Below are 22,674 nucleotides of genomic sequence, written 5' to 3' on the forward strand. Positions count from 1 at the left end.
CCCTTGTCTTCATCTACTCTATGGGTGATATCTGGATGTCCATGGATAGGTCTAGCCTGCCAGTTATCGAGTAAATACGATTTCTCTTCCGGTCGCAGCTGATTCGTAAATGCCGCACAGAATCTTCATCATCTCCACGCCGTCCTGTACTGGGCTAAGTGTTTCTTTTTCACCCAAAATGCATGCGATGAAGTGATCGATCTCATTTTGGAAGCCTCGCTTGAAATCAAATGATAATTTATCCATCTGCGGGCTGACATTCAGGATCGTGTTATGCTTTTCTGCAATGATGGACAGCTCTGGCTCCACCTCTGCGCCTCCCTTGTCTCCGTACAGCTTGACGGCCAACTCGTCTTTTTTCGCATGCAGTGTATAGCTCACATCCACGAAAAGGGACGCTCCGTTTTCAAAGCGAATGAGTGCATTGGCCATATCCTCGACAGTGTTTTGGGAAGGATCGTAGTCAGCTGCTTTGTAAAAGGAGAGATTTTTGACGTTGGCGCGATTGCCCAGCTTGTTGTATGTATTGCCGCTGACGGTCGTTACTTTTGGGCAGCCCATCAAGTACCAGCACAGATCAATGACATGCACGCCGAGATCGATGAGTGGACCTCCGCCAGATCTGTCCTTGTCAGCGAACCAGCCTCCCGGATTGCCCAAACGACGCAAACAGGATGCCTTCGCGTAATAAATCTCCCCCAGCTCGCCCGCATCGATGAACTGCTTGAGCAATTGCGCATTCGTATCGTACCTTCTCACAAAACCTACTTGGAGCAGCTTGCCACTCTCTTTTACGGCCTCTTCTATCAGGAGAGCGCTTTCAACTGTTGTACTTAAAGGCTTTTCCAATAGCACGTGCTTACCCGCTCTAAGGGCAGCGATGGCAATATCTGCGTGCGTGTTGTTCCACGTACAAATACTCACAGCGTCTACCTGTTCATCTGTGAAAACATCCTCAAGCTTGCTGTAGTAGGTTTTGGCCCCGTACTTCTGTGCTTTTTCCCGTGCGCGCTCCTCGTTGAAGTCGACGACGGCACGAATTTCTGTACGCTCGTTTTGCTGGTACGATTGCAAGTGCATGTCTGAAATTGATCCTGCACCAATCACCGCAACTCTCACTTTTGCCATGATGTTGTCTTCCTCCTTGCTTCTCATCTGTTAATTAGTTTTTTCAGTGGAGTAATTAATAAGATGATACAAAATTGTTTTAATTTTTGCAATACGGATTTCAATTAAAAATTTGATGTTTTCTCTCCTGGTTGATCTAGCGCAAAAACTCCCCCTGCCGCTCCCATCACTCCAGCTTCTACCCCGATCTGGCTAAGGACGACACGTACCTCCTGCGCCAATCCAGGGATGCATCTCTCCCTCATGCTCTTCTCAATTTCCGGCATAAGTATGGTAGACGCGTTCATCACTCCACCTCCGAAGACGATTACCTCCGGATTAAACAAATAGATCAGATTGGCTGCTCCAACTCCCAAGTAAAACCCTGCTTGCTTGATGAGTTGCTTGGAGAAAGGATCTCCTGCTAGCGCAGTCTCACTGATTGCTTTGGCCGTAACTGGCCCATTTGTGGTTGCCAGCTTGTGGCGAGCGGCGTTTTCAATGGCAGTACCCGATGCGTAGTTTTCCAGGCAGCCTCGATTGCCACAGCGGCATGGCGGTCCGTTCCAATCGATCGAGATATGGCCAAACTCACCCGCACTCCCATCCCGCCCGCAAACCAATCGACCGTCGCTGATCACTCCTGCCCCTACGCCTGTACTGACGGTGACATAGATCATATTTTGGGTGCCAGCTCCTGCGCCCCATAGCCACTCCGCGATTGCCGCTGCATTCGCATCATTAAACAGCCGGACGGGCAGTCCGAACCTCTGCTGGATCAGGGCGCCAATCGGTACATTTCGCCAGCCTAGATTGCTCGCAAATACTACTTCACCGTTCGCGCTATTAATCACCCCAGCTGAAGCAATTCCTACGCCGCGTACTTTTTGGGGATCGATGCCGCTTGCTGATAGGACATCATCAGTAGCAGACAATACCCTTTCGACCACTGCTTTTTCTCCCTCTTCCGCTAAGGTCGGCAGCTGCTTTTGTGCAATTAGCCTGCCTGTGCGATCAACCAAACCAGCCAAGATTTTGGTCCCACCCAGGTCCAGCCCAATCGCATATTCTTCTTTTGCCATGCTCGTCTCTCCTTCGTTCACCTTTGCTGTTTTAAAGTTAATTTCTCCAATGACTTTATAAATTTAACTTAGCTTTATTTGTAGCACACTACCTTTCTTTCGTCCAGATTATTCAGAAAAATAGGGGCGTAGCTATTATCTCTCGCTCTTTTCACAAATCGTGCGTTGTGATAAATCCCGTCACAAAAAATATTTCTACTTTGTCTACCATTCGACAATATCTCCTAAAGTAAAAGGAATAGATATCCTATAAAATGGTATATATAGGCATTCTTGGAGAGGGGCGATGATATCCATCTTCTATATGTGATGGAGTACCGCAACATCTGGCATCCACTCGATGATCGTTTCGGAGCTACTTTTACCACTATCATGAAAGGTTGATGTTCATGTTTAAAAAAGCCTTGATCATCCTGACATTAAGCTCAGTTGTCGCTGTACCAAGTGTAGCCGCACAAGCCCAAGGGGCATCTCTACCTCTACAGGAGAAGGCGCCAGCCTCCCAAAAAACAATAATCAAAAATGCCGCATTTGGTCAGGAAGTCTGGGTAATGCTCGGCTCCCCTATTCCAAGCGGTTGGGTCGTAATCAGATCTTCTGGCAATATGAACCTGATTAAGGATATCAACAATGCTCCTGCTGGTTACGAGGTTTGGGTAATGCTCGGCTCCCCTATGCCTGACGGATGGGTCGTGATCAGAAGTACTGGGACTATGAACCTGATTAAAAATTTGAACAGCGCCTCTTCTAATGAGGAAGTTTGGGTAATGCTCGGCTCCCCTATGCCTGACGGATGGGTTGTGATCAGAAGTACTGGGACTATGAACCTGATTAAAAATTTGAACAACGTTTCTTCTGGTCAGGAGGTATGGGTGATGCTAGGCTCGCCTATTCCTGACGGATGGATTGTGATCAGAAGTTCGGGGAATATGAACCTGATCAAGCGCCTATAGGCTAATCAGAATAATTGGAAAACCGCATCCAACTCCTACCCTTTAGTAAAAGGGTAGGTTTTTTTATTCCCCCATTCATCCTTTTTGATCAGACCCCCCGACAAATTTCGGTAAAAAGCGACTATTGAAATGGCATGAACGATTAGAAAGCATGGTAAATAAGTTCTATTATTGTAAATTTTTTGTAATTAACTTGAAAATACTGGATTCGTATTTTACCATTAGAAAAACAATTTTAAACTACTTAAAAGAGATGGACTAGTAGGAATGAAATTGTTTTTGTAATCAAAAAAAAGAGAAGGAGGTCCACAGAGAACTGTACTGGGAAACACGAAAACTCTTGCTTGGAAAGGAGTCTCATGATGTTAGAAAGAATTTTGAGTAAACTTTTATTGTTCACTATTACTCTTGTCACTCTTGTAAATGGATATTTTGTTATGCCGACAAACGCACAGGATCAATCCGAATATCGCGTGGATTTTAGCGGTGTATCCGCTCCGATCCCTGTCAATATCCGTACCGGACCGACTACTTCTGCTGCTATCATCGACAGGCTTCAACCAAATACCCGTGTACAATTTTCTGGTTGGACCCGAGGCACCTCGTTAACGGACTATTGGACAAGTGCCCCTGATAATAGATGGTTCTTCTACGAGAAAAACGGCGTGAAATACTATGTTGCGTCTGCTTTTATTAATGGAAACCCACCTGCAACCGATCAAAACAAGGCCTTCGTTTCGTATCAGGTAACCATTACGACGAATATCCCTGCTCTCAGACAGGCCTATGAAAATGCCATACGGAATTGGAACAACACAGGCATTGTTTCATTAACACCAACACAGAATGCCCCCATTACCTTAGGTGAAGGTTATGCGAGGGGGTATGATGGATTTGGCTGGTGGCAATCGAATGGTTCCAGAGTAACTGGTGGCACAGTCATCCAATGGAACAGAGTGAGCAACAGAAACGCCGCTTATTTAGAAGCCTTAGCTACTCATGAGATTGGACATGTGTTGCGACTAAATCATAGGTCGGATCACTCGATCATGAATAACTCTTGGTTAACGAGAATCACTGGTCCTACCCAAAACGACATCAATGAGCTTAGAAACATCTATAGTCGATAAAGGACCTCTTTTGGCTGTCGAGAAAGTCGACGGCCTTTTTTGATGAACAGCCCCACTCTTGCTGATTGACTCCTTTCCTTCTCATTCATCTGCGTATACTATTATAAATATTCCTAACAATTACCAAAGGAGAATCGCTATGAATAATCAAATTCTCAGTGCGCGCCTGACTCTCACCAAAGTGGCATTACCCGATTGGGAGCTGATCCGCTCCATCTATTCCAACCCGACACTGATGGAGCATATCGGAGCGACCATGAGCGATGAAGATATCCGCCGTAACTTTGAGAAAGAACTCGCTCCGTGGAGCCTAGAATCGACCCACTGGCTAACCTGGATCATACGTGAAACCGACTCCGGTAACGATGTTGGCTTGATTAGCATCTGCACCCGTAACCGAGAAACTCTCACTGCGGAAGTGGGCTTCATCATACTGGACGGATTCAAAGGCAAGGGCTATGCAACGGAAGCAATCAGACGCGTATTTGATTTTGCTGTGGATACTTTTGGATTCAAAAAATTTACGGCTGTTTGTTCCGAAGAACATGTGGCTTCACGACGCATTTTGGAGAAGGCTGGAATGAAGCTGGATAAAATCGTGCCCGAAAGCACTGAAATTGCAGGTAAGATGGTGAATGACTGCATTTATTCGTTGGAGAAGTAAGCGTATCTAAGATGGACTCCCGAGCAAATCCGCTGATTTCCATAGCATGCCCGTACCTATGAAATGATTTACTTACATCGCTTTTGGCGGTATTGTACTCGGTGGAGTCGTTGGCTTTGAACCAATAGAACGATTTCTAGCTGCACCTAGACCAAATATAAAGAGCAAGATTGACGCACAAACCAAAAGTAGAAGTGGAACAGTCCAGCTATCCGTTACATCATGCAGATATCCGAAAAGGGTCGGGCCTATTGCAGCGAGCAGGTATCCAACTGATTGAGCCATACCGGATAGCTCTGCAGCCTGTTGAGCATGCTCTGTTCGTAAGCCAAAAAACATCATCGATAAACTAAAAGCAAAACCTCCACCAATTCCCAGCATGATGATCCACCAAACAATAAAATTCGAGCTTCCGTAAAGTAATCCAAGCGTTCCAGTTAAAAGCAAAATTGCCGTAATCGTAACTAATGAACGTTGACTGGACATACGCCCTGCGATAATCGGAACGACAAAAGTAAATGGCAGTAAGGCTAACTGCATAATGGAAAGTAACCAACCAGATTGATCTGAACTTGTTCCTTGCTGTTTTAAGATTTCAGGTAGCCATGTGATAAGTACATAGAAAACCATAGATTGGAGTCCCATAAACAAGGTTACCTGCCATGCTAGTGCGGAACGCCATAAATTCACACTGCTATCAGCCGATTGATTTTGAACGGCAGCTGTTTCCCTATTGCTGCGTTTCATTTGAGGTAACCAAAATAATACAGATGCCAAACTAAGAATGCCCCATATACCCAATGCCCCTTGCCATCCAATTCCTATTCCAACTGCAATGGGAACACTAATACCAGATGCTATTGCTCCCAATAAATTCATAGAAACAGAATATACACCAGTCATTAAACCAATGCGTCTAGGAAACTCTCGTTTAATAAGACTAGGCAACAATACATTAGAAACGGAAATCGCCAATCCAAGAACAGCAGTACCGATATATAAAGTAGCGATTCCTGAGAGGGAACGCATAAAAACCCCAAAACTAAGAAGGATGATGGAAATTAGAATCATTACTTCTACTCCAAACTTTCGTCCTAATTTAGGAACAAAAGGAGAAAAAAGTGCAAAGGCTAGTAGAGGCAACGTGGTAATCATACCTGCTAGCGTATTCGAAATATGAACATCGTCCCTAATAAGACCAACTAGAGGCCCCACCGAGGTTAAAGGAGCCCGTAAATTAGCTGCAATAAATATTATCCCTACAATAACTACCCAAACTGCTGATCTAGTAACACTTGGATTTGATTTTATATCTTGAGTGCTCATCATTTTCCCTCCTAGTCTATTAGAGTGGATACAGGAGTTAATTCGTAACCGAAGAAAAACGGTATATTATAATATACTTTTAAATCCACAAAACACACTATAATATAACAAGCGAAAATTGTCCAATATCTATCATCTCTAATAAATCACAACAAAAAATAACCCTCTAGCAACCATTCGGTCGATAAAGGGTCATAGTCGTCGTACTCTATGAGAATACAGGGGATCGATTTTTAGACCCCGTATTTCAATATAATATGGATCACAACAAGATCGTCGGAGTGATTTATATATGAATGCGTGCCATCTGCACAAAAACTAATCGAATCATATTGATTCAAGGTGTATGACTCATTATTTACATGGATGGAAAGGGTTCCTGACATTACCGTCGCAATTTCGGTTGTATTGTGGTGATGCTTCTCTGGATAGTATGAGCTATTCGGTTGTAAATAAGCTCTATACGTTTCAATTTCATTACTTACGTTCTGAAAGATTGGCTCAATCACCCAATCTTTATTATCCCCAGCAATTCTGAGTCCCTGCCCAGCTCTGGACAGATTCACACTGTTTTCGGTTGAGAATAAAGCCAAGAGTGGTATAGATAAGCATTTCGAAATTTTCCACAATACCCCGATTGTGGGATTGGTTTCTCCACGTTCAATATTTCCAAGTGTCAGCTTGCTCACACCCGATAATTCTGATAAATCTTCAAGGCTCAAATGTTTCTCTTTACGAATTTTTTTTAATACCCCTCCAACCTGTAAAACAACTTGTTTGGGATCATCGGTTTCTAGATTCACTTTAAGCCTCCCTTTGCCATATCGATGGAAACTATAAAAAAATATGCGATTAGCATTTCATATACGATAGTGGATGAAATCATACTAAATATACCAGATCATCAATCATTACATTCATTATGTGTATTATATACCACTTGACACTCCCCATGCCTAAAGGCGGGGGATTCTTGGGTAGTCACTCCTAACGGAGTGAATTTTACCAAGCTATCCCTGTGTGTCCCACAGTTTAGTTGACTACGCCAACACTCGAAGTCCTTCTTGCTCAATATTGATAGCAGCGTTTTGGTCACGATCATGTTGTACGCCACAGTGCGGGCATATCCAACTGCGCAAGTTGAGACTTTTCACTGCTTTGTTGCGGTATCCACAGTTTGGAGTTGAGCAGAGCTGGCTTGAAGGAAATTGTTTTCCAACAATGGAGATCCTTCTTCCATACCATTCTGCCTTATACTCCAGCATCGTACGAAACATAGACCACGAAGCATCTGCAATGGATTTGGCTAACTTGTGATTTTTTACCATGTTTTCCACTTGCAAGTCCTCCAAACAGATCACTTGGCTTTCGTGGATCAGCTTGGTTGACAGCTTATGTAGAAAATCGTTACGGGTATTTGCAATTTTTTCGTGGAGTCGAGCTACTTTGGTACGCGCCTTGTTCCGGTTGTTGCTGCCTTTTTGTCTACGAGATTGAATCCGTTGCCATTTCGCCAGTTGTTTTTCATACTTGCGATAGTATTTGGGATTTGCCACCTTCTCACCAGTAGAGAGTATGGCGAAATCCTTGATCCCAAGGTCAATCCCAACTGTTTGTTCTACTTTTGGGAGTAATTGACTCTCTGTTTCACACAATACTGACACAAAGTATTTACCTGAAGGATTACATCTAATCGTAGCCGATAGGATTCGCCCTTCGACTTCTCTGGATTTAGCAAACGATACCCATCCCAGCTTAGGAAGTTTGATGCGATTCCGTTCTATTTTGATGTCCATCTTGCATGTATAGGATTGCTTTGGGTTCTTCTTGCTCTTGAATTTGGGATAGCCTTTTTTCTCTTTGAAAAACTTTTTGTATGACGAATCCAAATCTTTTAAGGTTGATTGCAGGGCAGTGGAGTCCACTTCTTTCAACCATTCGAATTCTTTTTTTAGTTGCGTGAGCAAAGCAGAACAGTCGTTGTAATTCAGCGTTTTGTTTTCTTGTTCGTAAGCATCTTTTCGTTTCGCAAGAAAGTGATTGAATACAAAGCGAGTACATCCAATTGTCTTGTTGATGAGTGTTGCTTGTTCTTTGTTTGGATACAAACGGAATTTGTAGGCTCTATGCAAGTTCAATCATTCCTTTCTTTTTGAGACTCCATGTATTTCTGAATCACATCGAGTTGCACCGTGCCAACCGTTGCAACAAAGTAGGAGTTTGTCCATAGCAAGGGAAGTCTGCTTTTGAGATGTTTAAATTCCATCCGCAACACTCTGGATGTATAGCCCTTCAAATGTTTTACGACTCGGTGGATTCCGAATTGCGGATCGCATTTGATGACCAAATGAACATGATCAGGCATGATTTCCATTTCAACAACTTCCGCACGTAGTTCCATTGCCTTTTCAAGAAACAACTCTTTTAATCGAATGTCCACTGGCACTTTCAAAACCTTTTACGATACTTCGGACAAAAAACAACGTGATATTTACAGTCAAATACGACATTGTGGTTACTTTCCACTGATCTACTCAAAACCATCACCTATGGTAAATTATACCATTTTGTTAGATAGAGAAGACATCTCTAACAGAGTTGGAAAAAAAAGGGCTATTTTTGTTTGCTCTTAGTACCCCCTACAAGGGATGCAGAGCAAAGTGCCTTATATCCCCATAGCTAAAGCAAGGGGTTTTACGGCACGAGTGATAAAAAAACCCTTCCTGCCAAAACAGAAAGGGCCTCCTCCAGCTGGTCTGCTACTTAAACCAGCCTTTTTCCTTTGAATGCATAATTGCCTCGATCCGATTGCTCACACCGAGCTTGTCGAGAATGACGGAGATGTAATTCCGCACAGTCCCTGTCGTAATGTACAGCTGGCTGGCAATCTCCTTGGTGTTCTTCCCGTCTGCGATCAAGACCAGGACTTCCTTTTCCCGCTCCGTCAGCGGATTCTCCTGCCCGTATGCCTCATCGACCAGCTCAGGCGCATAGATCCGCCGCCCTGCCATAATGCTGCGAATCGAGCTGGCCAGTTCTTCGCTCGGACTGTCCTTGAGCAAGTAGCCGTTTGCACCTGCCTTCAGTGCTCGTTCGAAGTAACCTGGGCGAGCAAAGGTCGTGAGAATCATCACCTTGCAGCCGCTACCTTTCAATTCCTCAGCAGCGTCTAATCCGCTTTTGACTGGCATTTCAATATCCATGATGCAAATGTCGGGTTGATGCTGATGCACGAGCTTGACGGCATCCTCACCATTACTTGCTCTTCCGACGACCTTCATATCCTCTTCCAAATCGAGCAGGGAAGCAAGGGCTCCCAAGAGCATCCGCTGATCCTCTGCAATGACAATGCGAATCATCCTCCCGCCTCCTGTTCCGGTTGTTTGAAGACGTTGGGTACCCGAATCACTAGCTGTGTTCCAGACACCGAGGACTGGATTTCCATACTTCCGTTGACAAATTCCAGCCGTTCCTTCATCCCACGCAAACCGTTTCCTCGGTAGACCAATTCCTCCGCCATTCCAATCCCATTGTCTGTTACGCTTACGACGAGATCGGTACGAGTAGGTTCGATGACGATGGAGCAGGCGCTGGCATTGCTATGCTTCACAATATTGTTGACCGCTTCTTTCAGGCACATGCACAACACGTTTTCTGTCATCAGCGAAGTGTTGGTCAGATTCGTATCGCCTTCCAACACGAATTCAATTTCGGCCGCTTTGAAAATTTGCTTGATCCGAAACATCTCATCCTCTAGCCGCGTCCCACGCATTTGCGTGACCATTTCCCGTACTTCTTTCAACGCGATTCGGGCCGTTTGCCTGATTTCCTCCAGCTCCGTTCTCGCCAAAGTAGGATTTTTGTTGATCAGCTTGTTCGCCAAATCGCTTTTCAACCCAATTAATGAGAGCTTCTGCCCCAACGTATCGTGCAAGTCGCGGGCAATGCGTTGGCGTTCCTCGAGCTTGACCAGCTCTGAAATTCGCTTGTTCGCATGCTCCAGCTCTCCCTGCAGCTTCTCTCGCTTATTCCAGTTGTACGTGGTCACCGGCAAGAGAATGACAGCTATCATGCTAACCAAAACAAACGGAAGCTGGCCAATCAATTGCGCGTTTTTGGTGAAAAAGCCGATGTTGACCGATATGGTGGTGCTAATCAAATGAACCGTGTACAGCGTAACAAAGCCGATCTTGTTCTCGATATTCCCGATAAAAAACGCCAGGAAGAGCGAGAAATACACATAGCCGAACATCAAGGTCATGGCGATGGATATGATAATCTGCACACTCGTCCAAAAGTAAATCAGCCAACCCTTTGACAGGAAGGAGAATACATAGCAAATGAAAAACAGAATGATCATGATGATTCCGATCACCGCTTCGTACGTCGAGGATGACCGGAAGATGAAATAAAATGGCAGGATGTAGAAGACAACCCACACATAAGGGCTCAAGCCCGTATTTTTTTGTAGAATGTGATACCACTTCTGCTTCTGCATGCTTGCCCACCTTTTCTTCGCCACTCTCTCAAGTGTATCGGAATTCAAAGGTTTATGGCAGGCTTATTTTCCTTCCAAACTCGGTTTGGAGCTTTGGAGTGCATCTATGATTGCTTCCGACTGAGCAGCAGCCAACCGCTTGAAGCCTTTGAAGCTCACAAACCGCTTGTTGCTCTCATCCCACAAATGAAAACGCAGGCACTGCACGCTGGACGCCAGTGTAATCGTCGTCGCCATCTGAAGCGGCGGTGTGTCGTTATGTGCTTTTTCCAGGTTGTAGTTCGGTACGCGCGGGCTTAAGTGATGGACATGGTGAAAGCCAATATTGCCTGTGATCCATTGCAAAACCTTCGGCAGCTTGTAGTAGGAGCTTCCTTCTACTGCCGCTTTCACGTAGCTCCACTCTTCATCGTTCTCAAAGTAAGAATCCTCATACGTATGCTGCACATAAAACAGCCAAATCCCAAACAAGCCAGAGACGAAAAAGATCGGACCTTGAATCAACAGGAATGCTTGCCAGCCAGCCGCCCAGATCAAAAGCGCATAAAGACCGACCAGCAGCACATTCGTCAAATACGTATTCAACCGCTCTTTGCGGCGAGCTCGCTTCACATTAAAACGATACTGAATCAAAAAGACAAAAATAGGTCCCAAACCAAACATCACGATCGGATTGCGATACAGCCGATAAGCGATTTTATGCCAAGTAGAAGCCTCGAGATATTCATTGACAGTCATCATCCACAAATCGCCTACGCCACGTTTGTCGAGGTTGCTGCTCGTTGCATGGTGAATATTGTGACTGTTTTTCCATTGTTCATAAGGGACGAGGGTCAGCACACCGGTAATCGTACCAACGATGTCATTCGCCAGACGATTTTTGAAAAAGGATTGGTGGCAGCAATCGTGGCAAATGATGAATGTACGGATGACAAAGCCGGCTGCGACAATGACGATAGGCAGCGTGAGCCAATAAGACACAGATAGACTGAGATAAGCACCGTACCAGAGTAGAATCAGCGGAACTAGTGTATTGATTAGCTGTCGGATACTCTTTTTCAAGTCTGCTTTTTCAAAGGGGGCAACATTCTTTTTCAATTGGGCAATGTTGGCTTGATGCATCAATTGTTTCCTCCTCGATTGATGCGCACAGGGACATGTGAATTCGCCGGACGCAATATTCTATCTTTATTGTAGGAAATAGCGGCTGGCCGCTGTAGTCATAAACGTCAAGTCGTGGACATGACAAATGTCATGGTTGAATATATATCTGGGAAATTGAGGGAAGAGTAAACTACAGCAAAAAGGAAGAATCCAGCGCATGAAGGATTGCTGAACTCCGCTCCTTAAAAATTAGTATTCCCATTTTTCCCGTTTGGAAATCTTGAAAAGCTTCTATGATCTCTTCAAGGGTAGTCTCGTTGATTTTCACAGACCCGCAGGAGTGCAAAGAGACCCCATCCTTGCTTCGGATGAGGTCTCTCGCTTTGACGCTTTTTGATTTACTTCACATCGAGGCGCTTCACGATGTCATCGAGCAGCAAATTCGCTGCCTTGATGCCGCCTGCTTTGTTCCAAACCGTTTCGTCTACTTGGTAAACTTGGTTGGTTTTCGCCACATTCAGAGATTTGAAGACTGGACTTTCCATCCATTTTTTCGCGTTGTTCGCAATGTCTTTAGATTCTTTCGTTGGCTCGGTTACCCAGTAGAACAGGATGTCCCCGTCCATAGCGGACATACCTTCTTCACTGATCATTTCTGCAAAGTTGTTTACGTCCTGGGAAGCTGGACGTGCGAGTCCCAGCTGATCGAGTAGCACACCGCTAAAGGTATCTTTTTGATAGATTTGTACGCCTTTTTTGGAGAACTTCGCTACGGATACTTTAGTAGAAGCTTTAGGACCCAGCTTTGCTTTCGCAGCAGCTACACGGTCGTCGAATTCTTTCAGGACTTGCTCGCCTTCCGCCTTCTTGTTCAGTGCTTCTGCATATAGCGTGAAGTTGCTTTTCCATCTTCCGGACAGCTCTTCAGAGAATACGGTTGGAGCGATTTTGGACAGTTGATCGTAAATCTTTTCATGACGTACTTTGTTTCCGATGATCAAATCAGGGCTCAAGCTTACAATCGCTTCGAGATTCGGCTGGTCTTCGAAGCCCAACACTTCTACGCCTGTCATCTCATCTTTGATGTGAGGATACCAAGGATCTTCATCCCAGGACTGTACAGCAGCGATTGGCTTAACGCCAAGTGCAAGCAAGGCTTCGGTGCCTTCATTTGTTAAAATAACCACGCGTTCTGGTGTTCCCTTAATCGGAGTGGTACCCATTGCGTGCTTCACTTCACGTACTTCATTAGAATCGGCTGGTGTGGTTTGCGCTGGCGTAGCCTCAGTCGTCGTTCCCGATGCAGCTGGCGTCTGTTGAGCTTGATTGGCATTGCCTCCGCAACCGGCAAGGACAACCAGCAAGCACATCGCGAAGAAGCTGGTCATGATGTGGCGCATGGTACGTAAACTGGTCTTACTTTTCATATCGAGAATGCCCCCACTTCTGCTTATCAACTTAGTGATAACAATTATCAATTGATAGTATATAGAGACTCCTCTTACTTTTCTATGGACGTGATTGTCTAATTGCCATGGACCAGATTACCCCTGTCCGACCTGGAGAAAGTACGCTGTGCTCCTTTGAATCGTATGCTCTCTGCCAAACGGCCCCCATGGGTCCCATTCATGATTGGCGGGATGGTACACTTTGTTTTCCCGCACCGCACGCAAGTCTCTCCACAGCGGGTTGTTCCATAGCGCTGCTACATGCTCCCGCTCACTCCAGAACACGATGATTCTCTCCGGGTTCAATTCGATCAGATCGTTGAGCGCATTTGGTTTATAGGCCGCGTGGGTCACATTCGGGTCAGGCGCAAAGCCAAGCTTGTAATAAAACAAGTCTGTGAGGGCGTGTCCCTCTACGCCGTACAAGCGCACCTCATCCTTTAGCACACGAATCATCGTCCATTCACCCGTGCGTGTAACCGGCAATAGTGCATCTCTTGCCTGTTTTTCTACTTTGTCGATGTGCTTGATGATTTTCTCTGCCTGACTCTCTTTCTTGAAGAGCGTCGCCAATTTGGTTTGGTAGTCAATCCAGTTTGGATAGCCGTCAAAGGAGACCGTTCCTTTTATTTTCTCCCAGTCTCCTGCCTCCCGATTGTTGAAAAAATTCATCCTGACAATCACATCAGGCGACAAAGTCAAAATCTCTTTCGGATCGATCAACTGCTCTGCATTCAGTGCTTTTGTCCCGCGCAGCTTTTGCTGCAAATAAGAAGGAAAGCCCGTCCTCGTTTCAAAGTAGTTCGGGAAGGAGGGGGCAGCAATCGGCTGAATTCCCATCGCAAGAAAATGATCCTGTAAAAACAGCTTGCTGACCACGACTACCCGCTGGTCACTTTGCTTCATATAAATTTGCGGTGACAATCCTTCTCGTTTTTTAAAGAGCCTGCTAAAATACAGCTCATCGGCATAACCTACGTTACGAGCCACATCCTTCACACTTCCTCCAGAATGGGCAAGCAGCTCCTTGGCATGCTCCATCCGCAACCCAGTCAAATACTCCCCGGGTGTCATTCCCGTCGCACGTTTGAAAGCACGGCAATAAGAGCTGGGGGTCAACCCCGCCAGTTTCGGCAAGCTTCCCAATTCCAGTGACTCGCGGTAGTGCTTTTGCATGTAGGTGATAGTCTCCTCAATCGCTCCAATGCCCTTTTCCTCTTTCTTTTTCTGTTCATCATGAACAACACCAAGCAGCTCGTAGAGTAGCGCTTGGCTCCGCAAAAAAGAAGAGTAGTCCCGCTTCCTTGTCAATTGCGAGAGCTCATCCAATACCGTCAGAAATGAGGCGGGAGTAGAGACAGCCAAGACCTTGACTTCTTTCCTCTCGGGAGAGCTCTCATGCTGATCGCGTCTCGCTTCCACGTAATGCAGCCTGTATATGTGCAACGATCCTGATTGGCACCGCAATTCTTCTATCTTCGTCGTCGGGCGCAACAACAAGAGCTTTCCGGCGTCGAGCACCTGCTTTTGACCATCAACCGTAATCTCTGCACTTCCTTCTGCCACATAGCAAAGGACATGGGTGTTTACCTCCACCTGACGCAGGTGAAAATTTTTCAATCGCTGTTTGCGAAAGGCGGTCATCAAAAAGCCAGGATAATCTTGATTAATCATCAACAGATTCACATCCTTCTATCACCGGATATAACAAGAAAAAGTAGACAAGCTGATTGCCAGAATCAGCCTGTTCTACTTTTATCATGTTGGAGATCTTTGTATTTGGCAAGTACTTGCCTACGTCTATTGTAAGGAACGATTCGAACGGAACATCAGCAAGAACAGATAGGGAGCGCCTAACAACGCCACCACGACCCCCGCCGGAATATCTTTCGGGATCATGACGATCCTTCCCAGCAAATCAGAAGCAGCCAGCAATACAGCTCCAAGCATGGCTGAGACGACAACTGCACGGCGATGATGAGGTCCAACCAGCATACGTGCCGCATGCGGAGCGAGAAGACCGATAAATCCTACGGCTCCGACACTGGCAACTGCCGCTGAAGCGAGCAGCACTGCAATGACTGCCACAGACAATCTCGTCATCCGCACCTTTAACCCCAATCCAGTCGAGCTCTCGTCGTTAAATGACAAGAGGTCCACCCGACGTCCTAACCACCACGCGATCGGTGCTAAGACGAGGATCGCAGGCAACAGGCGACCTACTTCCATCCATCCCCGCCCATATGTACTTCCTGCCAGCCAAGTGAGTGCAGGGGCTGCCAAGATCATGGAATGTACGATCAAGATATTGATAAAGGCGGCACCTGCTGCAGAAACCGCAATACCTACTAGCGTCAAGATGATTGGATTGAGTCCCCTTCTCCAAGAGACCGCGTACACAATCGCGGCAGAGATGATTCCCCCTACAACGGCCCCAAGCGGCATCCAAGCCGAGAGTTGAGGAAACACAAGGAGCACGATAATCGCCCCTACACCCGCACCGCTCGTGACACCGACAATCTGCGGATCAGCCAGCGGATTACGCACTGCACTCTGCATGAGACTTCCGCTGATCGCGAGTGCCACACCTGCCAACATTGCTGTTAACAGTCGCGGCATTCGAAGCTCAAGTACCAATTGACTGTACATCTCGTTTCCTTGTCCCATAAAAATGGCGATGATCTCTGTCCACGGCAAGTACAAGTTTCCGCTAGACAAGCTGAGCATCCAAACGACCACAAGCAGCACAGCAAGCGTACACACAATCAACGGATACGAAACTTTGCGTTGTGCTCCTCCGACGCTCATCGAGCCACCAGTCCCAGCACTCATACTGCGCGAGACACGCAAAGCCAGCCAGATCAACCATGGTCCACCAATAGCTGCCGTGATGGCTCCTGCCGGAAGTTCACCATAATGATTGATGAACATACGTGCAATCGTATCAGAAGCTACAAGCAGCGCTGCCCCCCAGATGGCACAGAGCGGTAACAGCCATCTATGCTGCGTGATGCCGGACAATCGTACCAGATGCGGCGCCACAAGTCCGATGAAACCGATTGGCCCGACCACACTGACACTGACGCACGTAACCAAGATCGCAATAAACATGGTGAAAAGCCGTGTTTTTGCCACCTTTTGCCCCAATGATTTCGCCGTTTCTTCATTAAAGCTAAGTACATCCAGCTGCCTAGCCATGAAAAAGCTGACCAAAATCCCAACTACAATCCAAGGCCAACTAAATTCTACACCCGACCAGTCATTTTGTTTCAAGGAGCCTGAGCCCCAGAGGAAAATGCCATTTGTCGTTTCTTCGTTAAACAAGATGATGGCACTCGTCAAGGAGGAGTACACCAAGGTGACAATCATCCCGGACAATGCCACACGCACTGGCGAACCTTTTCGCCCGCCAGACATGAAATATACGGTAACGGCTGCGAGTATTCCGCCCGCCATCGCAAAGGGAAGCGGGTGTTCATGCAAGAATGATGGCCAAAAAACCATCCCGAACACCACGAAGAAATAGGCACCCGCATTTACGCCCAGTGTCGTTTCCGAAGCGAGTGGGTTTCGTGTCACCGTCTGCATCAATGCTCCGGCAATAGCCAATGCTGCACCAGACAAAAGCCCCATGACCGTTCTTGGAAGCCTGACACCTTGTATCATATGGTGATCGGAAATGTCTTGCGGAGCAATAATGGCCTGTACGACAGAACGCAGAGAAATGTCTGCCATCCCCTGTGTCAAACTGACAAATGTAAGCACTAACAGAGCGACAAGTCCACCCCCTAACATCAAGAACAATCTCCAGCCCCCTCTTTGTGAGGAAGTGGCTGGAGTGATGTCAGTTCGTGTAAACTTTTTATTTTTGGCTAAACTCATTATTTTACCAACAGATCTACAGCTTTATTCGCGAGAATCTTTGCAGACATGGTACCACCATACGGCCACAGATCTCCGCCCAGAGCATAGACGCGATTTTCTTTCACAAAAGTAAGACCGTTCCAAACTGGGTTGTTCTTCAATTGATTCTCAATCACGTTGTCATCATTTTGAATGATATGGAGGAAATTCGCATCCTGCAACGCTGGAAGTGCCTCCACATCTGCCAGTGTCATTCCTGTTTGCTCAAATTTCTTAGGCTTATACTTATTTGTCAGACCAATATTAATCAAGATGCTTGCTGCTGTAGAGTTATCCGTAGACAAACGGAATTCTACCGCATTTTGACTGCTGTAGCCCATCGCGAGGACGAATGGAACTTTATCTGCACCAGCTTTGGTCAACTTTTCTTTTGCTTCCGCATAAGTCTTGTCGAGGTCTTTCAAAGCGACTTCGGCTTCTGCATTTTTACCCGTGATATCCGCAATTTGCTTGAAGATCTCGATCATTCGATCATACTGTGATCCCTGACCTTCAGCCGGATTCGTATCAAAAGCAATCGTTGGAGCAATTTTACTCATTTCGTCGTAATTCGCTTCTACATTTCGTTTAATACCGATAATCAAATCTGGCTTCAACATCATGATCGATTCCAGGTTTGGTGAAGTACGACTCCCTACATCCACTACTTCAGGAGCAATCTCCACAGGGAGCTTCACCCATTTTTTCATATTAGGGATATCTGCAATCCCTACAGGCTGAATACCAAGAGCCAACAAATGCTCTGCTGAGCTCCATTCCAATGCAACGATACGCTTAGGAGTGCCTTTGATAGTCGCCTCTCCCATCATGTGCTTCACTGTGCGCACTTGCTCTTCAGCCGGCTTCGCCGCGTCAGGCTGAGCTGTAGTAGCTTGGTTGGAACCAGATTGTGCAGTTGACCCTGCATTACCGCAAGCAGCAAGTAGCAGCATCGCAGACAAAAATACAAGAATCACTGGTAATTTCATAAGACGCATGAAAAATTTCCCCCTTACTTTTCTAGGTGATACTTCGAATGATAAAGGATGTTGCATGATGGACATGATTTCCAATCAATCATTGAATATGATAATGATTATCATTATCTTTGTCAACGGTGGGATGTGCATCTGTGCATTTGCGATAATGAAAGCGCAAGATCTTGAAACGTAAATTCCCCTATACTAAAAATGCAAATTTGAATAGCACTTAGTTGTTGCGAAAAATGGGGGAACGAGCATGAGTAACAAGGTGGAAGGATTGTTAACTAACACAGAATTTCGCAGGCTCTGGATTGGGCAAACTGCATCACAGTTTGGGACTCAGGTTGCATTATTAGGAATGCCATTAGTGGCAGCTCTCTATTTAGGGGCCAGTCCCATGCAAATGGGGTTGCTTGGTTTTGCCGAGTATGCGCCATTTATCATTTTCGGTTTGCTCGCTGGTGTATGGATAGACAGATTTCCCCGGCGACCAATTCTTGTCGCCGCTAACTTTTTAAGGGGTGCATTACTACTCATTGTGCCGCTGACAGCCTTAACTGGATTCCTGAATATGACAGTTCTATATTTGGTAGCCTTCATAGTGGGTATCTGTACTGTCTTTTTTGATGTTGCCTATACATCCTTTTTGCCTTCCATTGTGAGCAAGGAGCAGCTTGTTGATGGGAATAGCAAACTAGAGACAAGTAAATCTACCGCACAAATTGCTGGGCCGGGTTTATCAGGTGGACTGGAACAGTTAATCACCGCTCCTTTTGCCATATTGTTCACGGCGGTATCCTTTTTTGTATCCGCTGTGTACATAGCCCGGATTCGCAAGTTGGAGTCAGTCGTGACAGATGCGAAAAAACAAAAAAACATGTGGCTGGAAATTAAAGAAGGGCTGCATACGGTTTACACAAAACCGTTGCTGTGGGGAGTGGTGCGCTGCTCAACAGTATTTAACCTTTCCTGGAATGTTATTTTTAGTGTTTATGTTCTATATGCATCGCAAGAACTCAAAATCAGTGCGAGCATTATTGGCATCATTTATGGAACGTTAGGAGTAGGGTACCTATTTGGCTCTCTGCTTGCCCAAAGGGCTGTACGTCGTTTTGGAGTAGGTCCAACAATTGTGGGTTCCGCTACGATCGCAGCAAGTGGCGGCTTGCTTGCTCCATTAGCAGTAGGATCAGAAATAAGTATTGCGTTGATTATGATGCTCGGACAGCTTCTTTTCGGAATGGGTGTCTCAATGTTTAGCATTAGTACCATCAGTTTACGTCAAGTAATTGTACCCGATGCCCTGCAAGGTCGCGTGAATGCTACATTTCGATTTATCTCGTGGGGTTCTTTACCGCTTGGTTCGTTAATTGGAGGGATGATAGGGGGGGCAATGGGTTTACGGTTCGCTTTATTTGCGGGTGGCATTGGATTGCTAGCTTCGGCTTGTACATTATTGTTCACCCCATTTTTACAACTACGTGTGAAATCATTTCATGAATTAACATTGGAAAAAGATGTGTCTATAAAGAGCTAAGGAGTGCCTTAACAACAGCAGTAGTCTAAGACTTTATTTCCAAAGAACAGAAGAAGCCCATTTATAGTCCAAGCGCCTCTGGAGCCCAACCCAGCTCGGGAACAAGGGACGTAGGCCGAAGCGCAGACTGGAATTGCGCTTCTTCCCCCACAACTCCCCTTAAAAAAAGAAAAAATCCCCCTCAAATGAGGAGGATTGATTCTATTAAAATTACGCTTCTTTTGGCAACACAATTCCACGATAAAGCTGAACCGTGATGTAATAGTAAATCGCATAGATCACAACGAAAATCAGCGTTGGAATCCAGATGTTCAGATACGGATCCAAGAGGATGAACGAGAACATCTCCATACCGATCAATACGTGCATCAGACCGATGATCGCCGGGAAAATGAATACCATGAACAGCTCTTTATAGATCGAACCTACGAGCAACGATTGACGTACGCCGATTTTTCGCAGCATGCTGTAACGGTCTTTGTCACGAGAAGCACCGGACAAGATTTTGAACATCAAGCAGCTCGCCATCATCGCCAGGAAGGCAATTCCGAGGAAGAAGCCCATGAACATCGTCCCGCTTGTGAAAATATACATGCTCGCATACGTGCTGTATTTGGAAGAAGTGTATACGTCTTTCGCTTCCACATTTGTGATAGACCCAATCAATTGCTTTTGACGTTCATCCATTGCTTTTAATTCCTGCGTGTATTTCAAATAGTCGTCTACCTTAGCAAGGAGAACCTTGTGTTCACTTCCAGTGGTTTGCTCATACGTCGCCTGATCCACAACCAGAACAGATTTGCTCTCAATCATCTGGTAGTTGATAAAATTGGTGAATAACGCTTTGTCCCAATCCTCAGGAATGGCATCGTATTTACCTTTGTCTTCTTTTGACGCACTTACGATATACGTTTCTTTCGGAAGCGGATCTGCCACAAGTTTTGGCTTGTTGTCAGCAGAGTAATTTTGCATGCTGTTCGTAGAAATCATCAGCGGATTTGCCAGCAAGTCTTCCTTCAAGTAGTAATACGCCTTGTCGTCGACTTTGTATCGATACGTATTTTGCTCCAGGACGTTCATTTTTTTCAATGCCTGATAATCCGCTTCAACCGGATCATGCAGATTCATGTCATACACATGGAACACCGTAGTAAACAAATTGACGTTTTGCTGGAAGGCCAAGCCCCCTGCCATAGCCCCGACACCAAGCCCGATCAACATTGCTACTGTACCAAGGATTTTGGTCAGGTTGTTCACCCGAAAGCGCAGCTGGGCAAAGGTAAATGCGTTCAACTTGCTATCATTCAGCTTTTTATTTTTCTTCAAAGCCTGTACAAGAACTGGCAACAACGAGATGAAAATCAAATACGTCCCGATTGTGCATGAAATTGCCCCTACGACAAAGCCGAGTGCCTGCAGGTACATAAGCAAGTGCAAGCATGTGTAGCCCAAAGCCAACAGGATAACTCCAAGGATAGCGACTAAAACCGCTCCGATTCCTTTTGACTTGATTTTGTCATTTTGTTGCTCAGCACGGATGAGAGCGAGCTCAGTTGCACGAGCCAAACGAGTCGCATTAATCGTGGATGTGATGATAAACAGGATGAGGAAGAATCCCCATGTCACCCAAACCGCTGGCAGATATAAAGGATAGTACCCCTCTGTCGAAATCTCCAGCACATTCATGAGCAAGACGCCGATACCGCTTGCAAGCGCAATACCAACCAGGCTTCCAATCACTAAGGAAATGATTCCCATCGTCAAAGTCTCCAAGAACAAAATCTGGCTGATTTTCCCCTTCTTCGCCCCTAAAACCATGTACATTCCGAGCTCTTTGCGCCGCAGCGAGAGTAGGAATGAGTTGGCATAGAAGATATAGAAAATCGTGATAAACGCCAGCAGGAACGCCCCTACATTGAAAACGATCTGAATCGAAGAGATCATCGAGTTGTTCTTCGTGTAATCAGAATTGAGGGCAAGCGTCTGGAACATGTAAAAAATCGAAATGGAGATGACCAGACCCACAAGCAGAACCAGATAGTCCTTCATCATCTTCCGCATACTGGACAAGGATAGCTTTAAAAGCATGAAACGTTACCTCCTAGCGTACATCATGTGATGCACCTAGCTCGGCCAGTACATCCAGAATTTGTTTGAAAAATTGCTGACGATCCCCCGTACGTTGAATCTCGGTGTACAGCTTGCCGTCCTGAATGAACAAGATACGTTTGCAATAACTCGCAGAAAACGCATCATGCGTAACCATCATGATGGATACTTGGTGGTTCTCGTTCAAATCTGTCATCGTTTCCAGCAAGCTTTTCGCATTCTTCGAGTCGAGGGCGCCTGTCGGTTCGTCCGCCAGCAAAATCGCAGGATCATGCACAAGTGCGCGTGCTGCTGCGGCGCGTTGTTTTTGTCCTCCAGAAATTTGAACCGGATATTTTTGCAAAATCTCTTCGATCCCGAGTGTTTGTGCTACTTTACTTACTTTGGTGCTGATCTCTTTGGAAGGGACACCTTGCAGAGACAGCGGCAGTGCAATGTTCTCATACACGGACAAATTCTCTAGCAGATTGAAATCTTGAAAGATAAAGCCGAGCTTTTGCGAGCGAAAATCTGCGAGCTGGTCACGCTTCATCTGTGTAATGTTCGTTCCCGCAATTTCAATAAAGCCTTCCGTTGGACGATCCAGTGTGGAAATCACGTTAAGCAGAGTCGTCTTTCCCGAACCAGATGGCCCCATGATTCCCACGAACTCTCCTTTATCTATGGTCAGCGATACGCCTTTTAAGGCATGCGACTGGCTTTCACCTTTTGTCCCATATATTTTTTGAACGTCTTTCACTTCTAGTACAGCAGTACTCATTCTACGTTCCTCCATTCTATCTATTGGCTAGCGTTCGTTGTTTCCGTCGCTATTAACTGTAACCAAATTC

At 45.8% G+C, this 22,674-nt stretch carries 18 protein-coding genes and 1 pseudogene; 4 read left to right on the plus strand and 15 right to left on the minus strand.

Features of this window, described 5'->3' with window-relative positions:
• Positions 1-63: 63 nt before the first annotated feature.
• Together ACFVS2_RS19400 and ACFVS2_RS19405 are read right to left on the minus strand one after the other, a co-directional pair.
• Positions 64-1,128 carry a Gfo/Idh/MocA family protein gene (locus tag ACFVS2_RS19400; RefSeq protein WP_390236699.1) on the minus strand — a complete coding sequence of 355 codons (1,065 nt, stop codon included), beginning with the start codon at positions 1,126-1,128 and terminating at the stop codon, positions 64-66.
• Between the two features lie 104 nt (positions 1,129-1,232).
• Positions 1,233-2,189: an ROK family protein gene (locus ACFVS2_RS19405; protein ID WP_390236701.1), complete on the minus strand. Its 957-nt coding sequence runs from the start codon at positions 2,187-2,189 to the stop codon at positions 1,233-1,235.
• A gap of 389 nt (positions 2,190-2,578) precedes the next feature.
• On the opposite strand from ACFVS2_RS19405, the gene ACFVS2_RS19410 reads away from it, so the two are divergent.
• The 3 genes from ACFVS2_RS19410 (at position 2,579) to ACFVS2_RS19420 (ending at position 4,936) form a co-directional block, all read left to right on the plus strand.
• Positions 2,579-3,142 (plus strand): hypothetical protein, encoded by a 564-nt coding sequence (locus tag ACFVS2_RS19410; protein ID WP_173618217.1) that lies wholly within the window; start codon positions 2,579-2,581, stop codon positions 3,140-3,142.
• Positions 3,143-3,504: 362 nt separating this feature from the next.
• Positions 3,505-4,272, plus strand: coding sequence for a matrixin family metalloprotease (locus ACFVS2_RS19415; protein ID WP_390236703.1), 768 nt, complete (start codon positions 3,505-3,507; stop codon positions 4,270-4,272).
• Between the two features lie 139 nt (positions 4,273-4,411).
• Positions 4,412-4,936: a GNAT family N-acetyltransferase gene (locus ACFVS2_RS19420; protein WP_390236704.1), complete on the plus strand. Its 525-nt coding sequence runs from the start codon at positions 4,412-4,414 to the stop codon at positions 4,934-4,936.
• A 72-nt stretch (positions 4,937-5,008) separates the two neighbouring features.
• Here the strand turns inward: ACFVS2_RS19420 and ACFVS2_RS19425 are convergent, their stop codons facing one another.
• The 11 genes and pseudogenes from ACFVS2_RS19425 to ACFVS2_RS19475 form a co-directional block, all read right to left on the minus strand.
• The gene (locus ACFVS2_RS19425) at positions 5,009-6,262 is read right to left on the minus strand and encodes a CynX/NimT family MFS transporter (protein ID WP_390236706.1); all 1,254 of its coding nucleotides are present in this window, start codon (positions 6,260-6,262) and stop codon (positions 5,009-5,011) included.
• Between the two features lie 233 nt (positions 6,263-6,495).
• Positions 6,496-7,065, minus strand: a complete 570-nt coding sequence (locus ACFVS2_RS19430) for a helix-turn-helix domain-containing protein (RefSeq protein ID WP_173618219.1) — start codon at positions 7,063-7,065, stop codon at positions 6,496-6,498.
• Positions 7,066-7,302: 237 nt separating this feature from the next.
• On the minus strand, positions 7,303-8,394 hold the full coding sequence (gene tnpB, locus ACFVS2_RS19435) for an IS200/IS605 family element RNA-guided endonuclease TnpB (protein WP_390236708.1): 1,092 nt from the start codon (positions 8,392-8,394) through the stop codon (positions 7,303-7,305).
• A 2-nt stretch (positions 8,395-8,396) separates the two neighbouring features.
• A pseudogene (gene tnpA / locus ACFVS2_RS19440) lies at positions 8,397-8,800 on the minus strand (IS200/IS605 family transposase).
• Between the two features lie 221 nt (positions 8,801-9,021).
• Positions 9,022-9,621: a response regulator transcription factor gene (locus ACFVS2_RS19445; protein WP_007722595.1), complete on the minus strand. Its 600-nt coding sequence runs from the start codon at positions 9,619-9,621 to the stop codon at positions 9,022-9,024.
• Positions 9,618-10,760 (minus strand): sensor histidine kinase, encoded by a 1,143-nt coding sequence (locus tag ACFVS2_RS19450; protein WP_390236710.1) that lies wholly within the window; start codon positions 10,758-10,760, stop codon positions 9,618-9,620. The genes ACFVS2_RS19445 and ACFVS2_RS19450 overlap by 4 nt, the downstream gene beginning before the upstream one ends.
• 63 nt (positions 10,761-10,823) lie before the next feature.
• Complete coding sequence (gene desA / locus ACFVS2_RS19455; protein WP_173618222.1) at positions 10,824-11,882, minus strand: Delta(5) desaturase DesA; 1,059 nt, start codon at positions 11,880-11,882, stop codon at positions 10,824-10,826.
• Between the two features lie 380 nt (positions 11,883-12,262).
• Positions 12,263-13,291 (minus strand): ABC transporter substrate-binding protein, encoded by a 1,029-nt coding sequence (locus ACFVS2_RS19460; protein WP_390236712.1) that lies wholly within the window; start codon positions 13,289-13,291, stop codon positions 12,263-12,265.
• Between the two features lie 117 nt (positions 13,292-13,408).
• Positions 13,409-14,986 (minus strand): helix-turn-helix domain-containing protein, encoded by a 1,578-nt coding sequence (locus ACFVS2_RS19465; RefSeq protein WP_390236902.1) that lies wholly within the window; start codon positions 14,984-14,986, stop codon positions 13,409-13,411.
• A 126-nt stretch (positions 14,987-15,112) separates the two neighbouring features.
• Positions 15,113-17,194, minus strand: coding sequence for a Fe(3+)-hydroxamate ABC transporter permease FhuB (gene fhuB / locus ACFVS2_RS19470; protein WP_173618224.1), 2,082 nt, complete (start codon positions 17,192-17,194; stop codon positions 15,113-15,115).
• A complete protein-coding gene (locus tag ACFVS2_RS19475) occupies positions 17,194-18,213 on the minus strand; it encodes an ABC transporter substrate-binding protein (protein ID WP_390236714.1) in 1,020 nt (339 codons plus the stop codon). Before ACFVS2_RS19475 ends, fhuB begins: the two co-directional genes overlap by 1 nt.
• A gap of 241 nt (positions 18,214-18,454) precedes the next feature.
• Here ACFVS2_RS19475 and ACFVS2_RS19480 point away from each other — a divergent pair, with 241 nt between their 5' ends.
• Positions 18,455-19,735: an MFS transporter gene (locus ACFVS2_RS19480; RefSeq protein WP_390236716.1), complete on the plus strand. Its 1,281-nt coding sequence runs from the start codon at positions 18,455-18,457 to the stop codon at positions 19,733-19,735.
• Between the two features lie 210 nt (positions 19,736-19,945).
• On the opposite strand, the gene ACFVS2_RS19485 is transcribed toward ACFVS2_RS19480, so the two are convergent.
• Entirely contained in the window at positions 19,946-21,823 is a 1,878-nt protein-coding gene (locus ACFVS2_RS19485; RefSeq protein WP_390236718.1) for an FtsX-like permease family protein, read from the minus strand.
• Positions 21,824-21,836: 13 nt separating this feature from the next.
• The gene (locus tag ACFVS2_RS19490) at positions 21,837-22,604 is read right to left on the minus strand and encodes an ABC transporter ATP-binding protein (protein WP_007718717.1); all 768 of its coding nucleotides are present in this window, start codon (positions 22,602-22,604) and stop codon (positions 21,837-21,839) included.
• Positions 22,605-22,674 lie beyond the last annotated feature (70 nt).

Origin of the sequence: Brevibacillus sp. NPDC058079 (assembly GCF_042885155.1) — a bacterium.
Taxonomy (GTDB): domain Bacteria; phylum Bacillota; class Bacilli; order Brevibacillales; family Brevibacillaceae; genus Brevibacillus.

Bases quoted from the DNA above. Each gene is read 5' to 3' on its own strand.
- ACFVS2_RS19415 (WP_390236703.1), top strand. From the start codon at position 3,505: ATGTTAGAAAGAATTTTGAGTAAACTTTTATTGTTCACTATTACTCTT.
- ACFVS2_RS19410 (WP_173618217.1), top strand. From the start codon at position 2,579: ATGTTTAAAAAAGCCTTGATCATCCTGACATTAAGCTCAGTTGTCGCT.
- ACFVS2_RS19400 (WP_390236699.1), bottom strand. From the start codon at position 1,128: ATGGCAAAAGTGAGAGTTGCGGTGATTGGTGCAGGATCAATTTCAGAC.
- ACFVS2_RS19485 (WP_390236718.1), bottom strand. From the start codon at position 21,823: ATGCTTTTAAAGCTATCCTTGTCCAGTATGCGGAAGATGATGAAGGAC.
- ACFVS2_RS19420 (WP_390236704.1), top strand. From the start codon at position 4,412: ATGAATAATCAAATTCTCAGTGCGCGCCTGACTCTCACCAAAGTGGCA.
- ACFVS2_RS19480 (WP_390236716.1), top strand. From the start codon at position 18,455: ATGAGTAACAAGGTGGAAGGATTGTTAACTAACACAGAATTTCGCAGG.
- ACFVS2_RS19465 (WP_390236902.1), bottom strand. From the start codon at position 14,986: ATGATTAATCAAGATTATCCTGGCTTTTTGATGACCGCCTTTCGCAAA.
- ACFVS2_RS19425 (WP_390236706.1), bottom strand. From the start codon at position 6,262: ATGAGCACTCAAGATATAAAATCAAATCCAAGTGTTACTAGATCAGCA.
- ACFVS2_RS19450 (WP_390236710.1), bottom strand. From the start codon at position 10,760: ATGCAGAAGCAGAAGTGGTATCACATTCTACAAAAAAATACGGGCTTG.
- fhuB (WP_173618224.1), bottom strand. From the start codon at position 17,194: ATGAGTTTAGCCAAAAATAAAAAGTTTACACGAACTGACATCACTCCA.
- ACFVS2_RS19490 (WP_007718717.1), bottom strand. From the start codon at position 22,604: ATGAGTACTGCTGTACTAGAAGTGAAAGACGTTCAAAAAATATATGGG.
- ACFVS2_RS19460 (WP_390236712.1), bottom strand. From the start codon at position 13,291: ATGAAAAGTAAGACCAGTTTACGTACCATGCGCCACATCATGACCAGC.
- ACFVS2_RS19445 (WP_007722595.1), bottom strand. From the start codon at position 9,621: ATGATTCGCATTGTCATTGCAGAGGATCAGCGGATGCTCTTGGGAGCC.
- ACFVS2_RS19405 (WP_390236701.1), bottom strand. From the start codon at position 2,189: ATGGCAAAAGAAGAATATGCGATTGGGCTGGACCTGGGTGGGACCAAA.
- ACFVS2_RS19475 (WP_390236714.1), bottom strand. From the start codon at position 18,213: ATGCGTCTTATGAAATTACCAGTGATTCTTGTATTTTTGTCTGCGATG.
- desA (WP_173618222.1), bottom strand. From the start codon at position 11,882: ATGCATCAAGCCAACATTGCCCAATTGAAAAAGAATGTTGCCCCCTTT.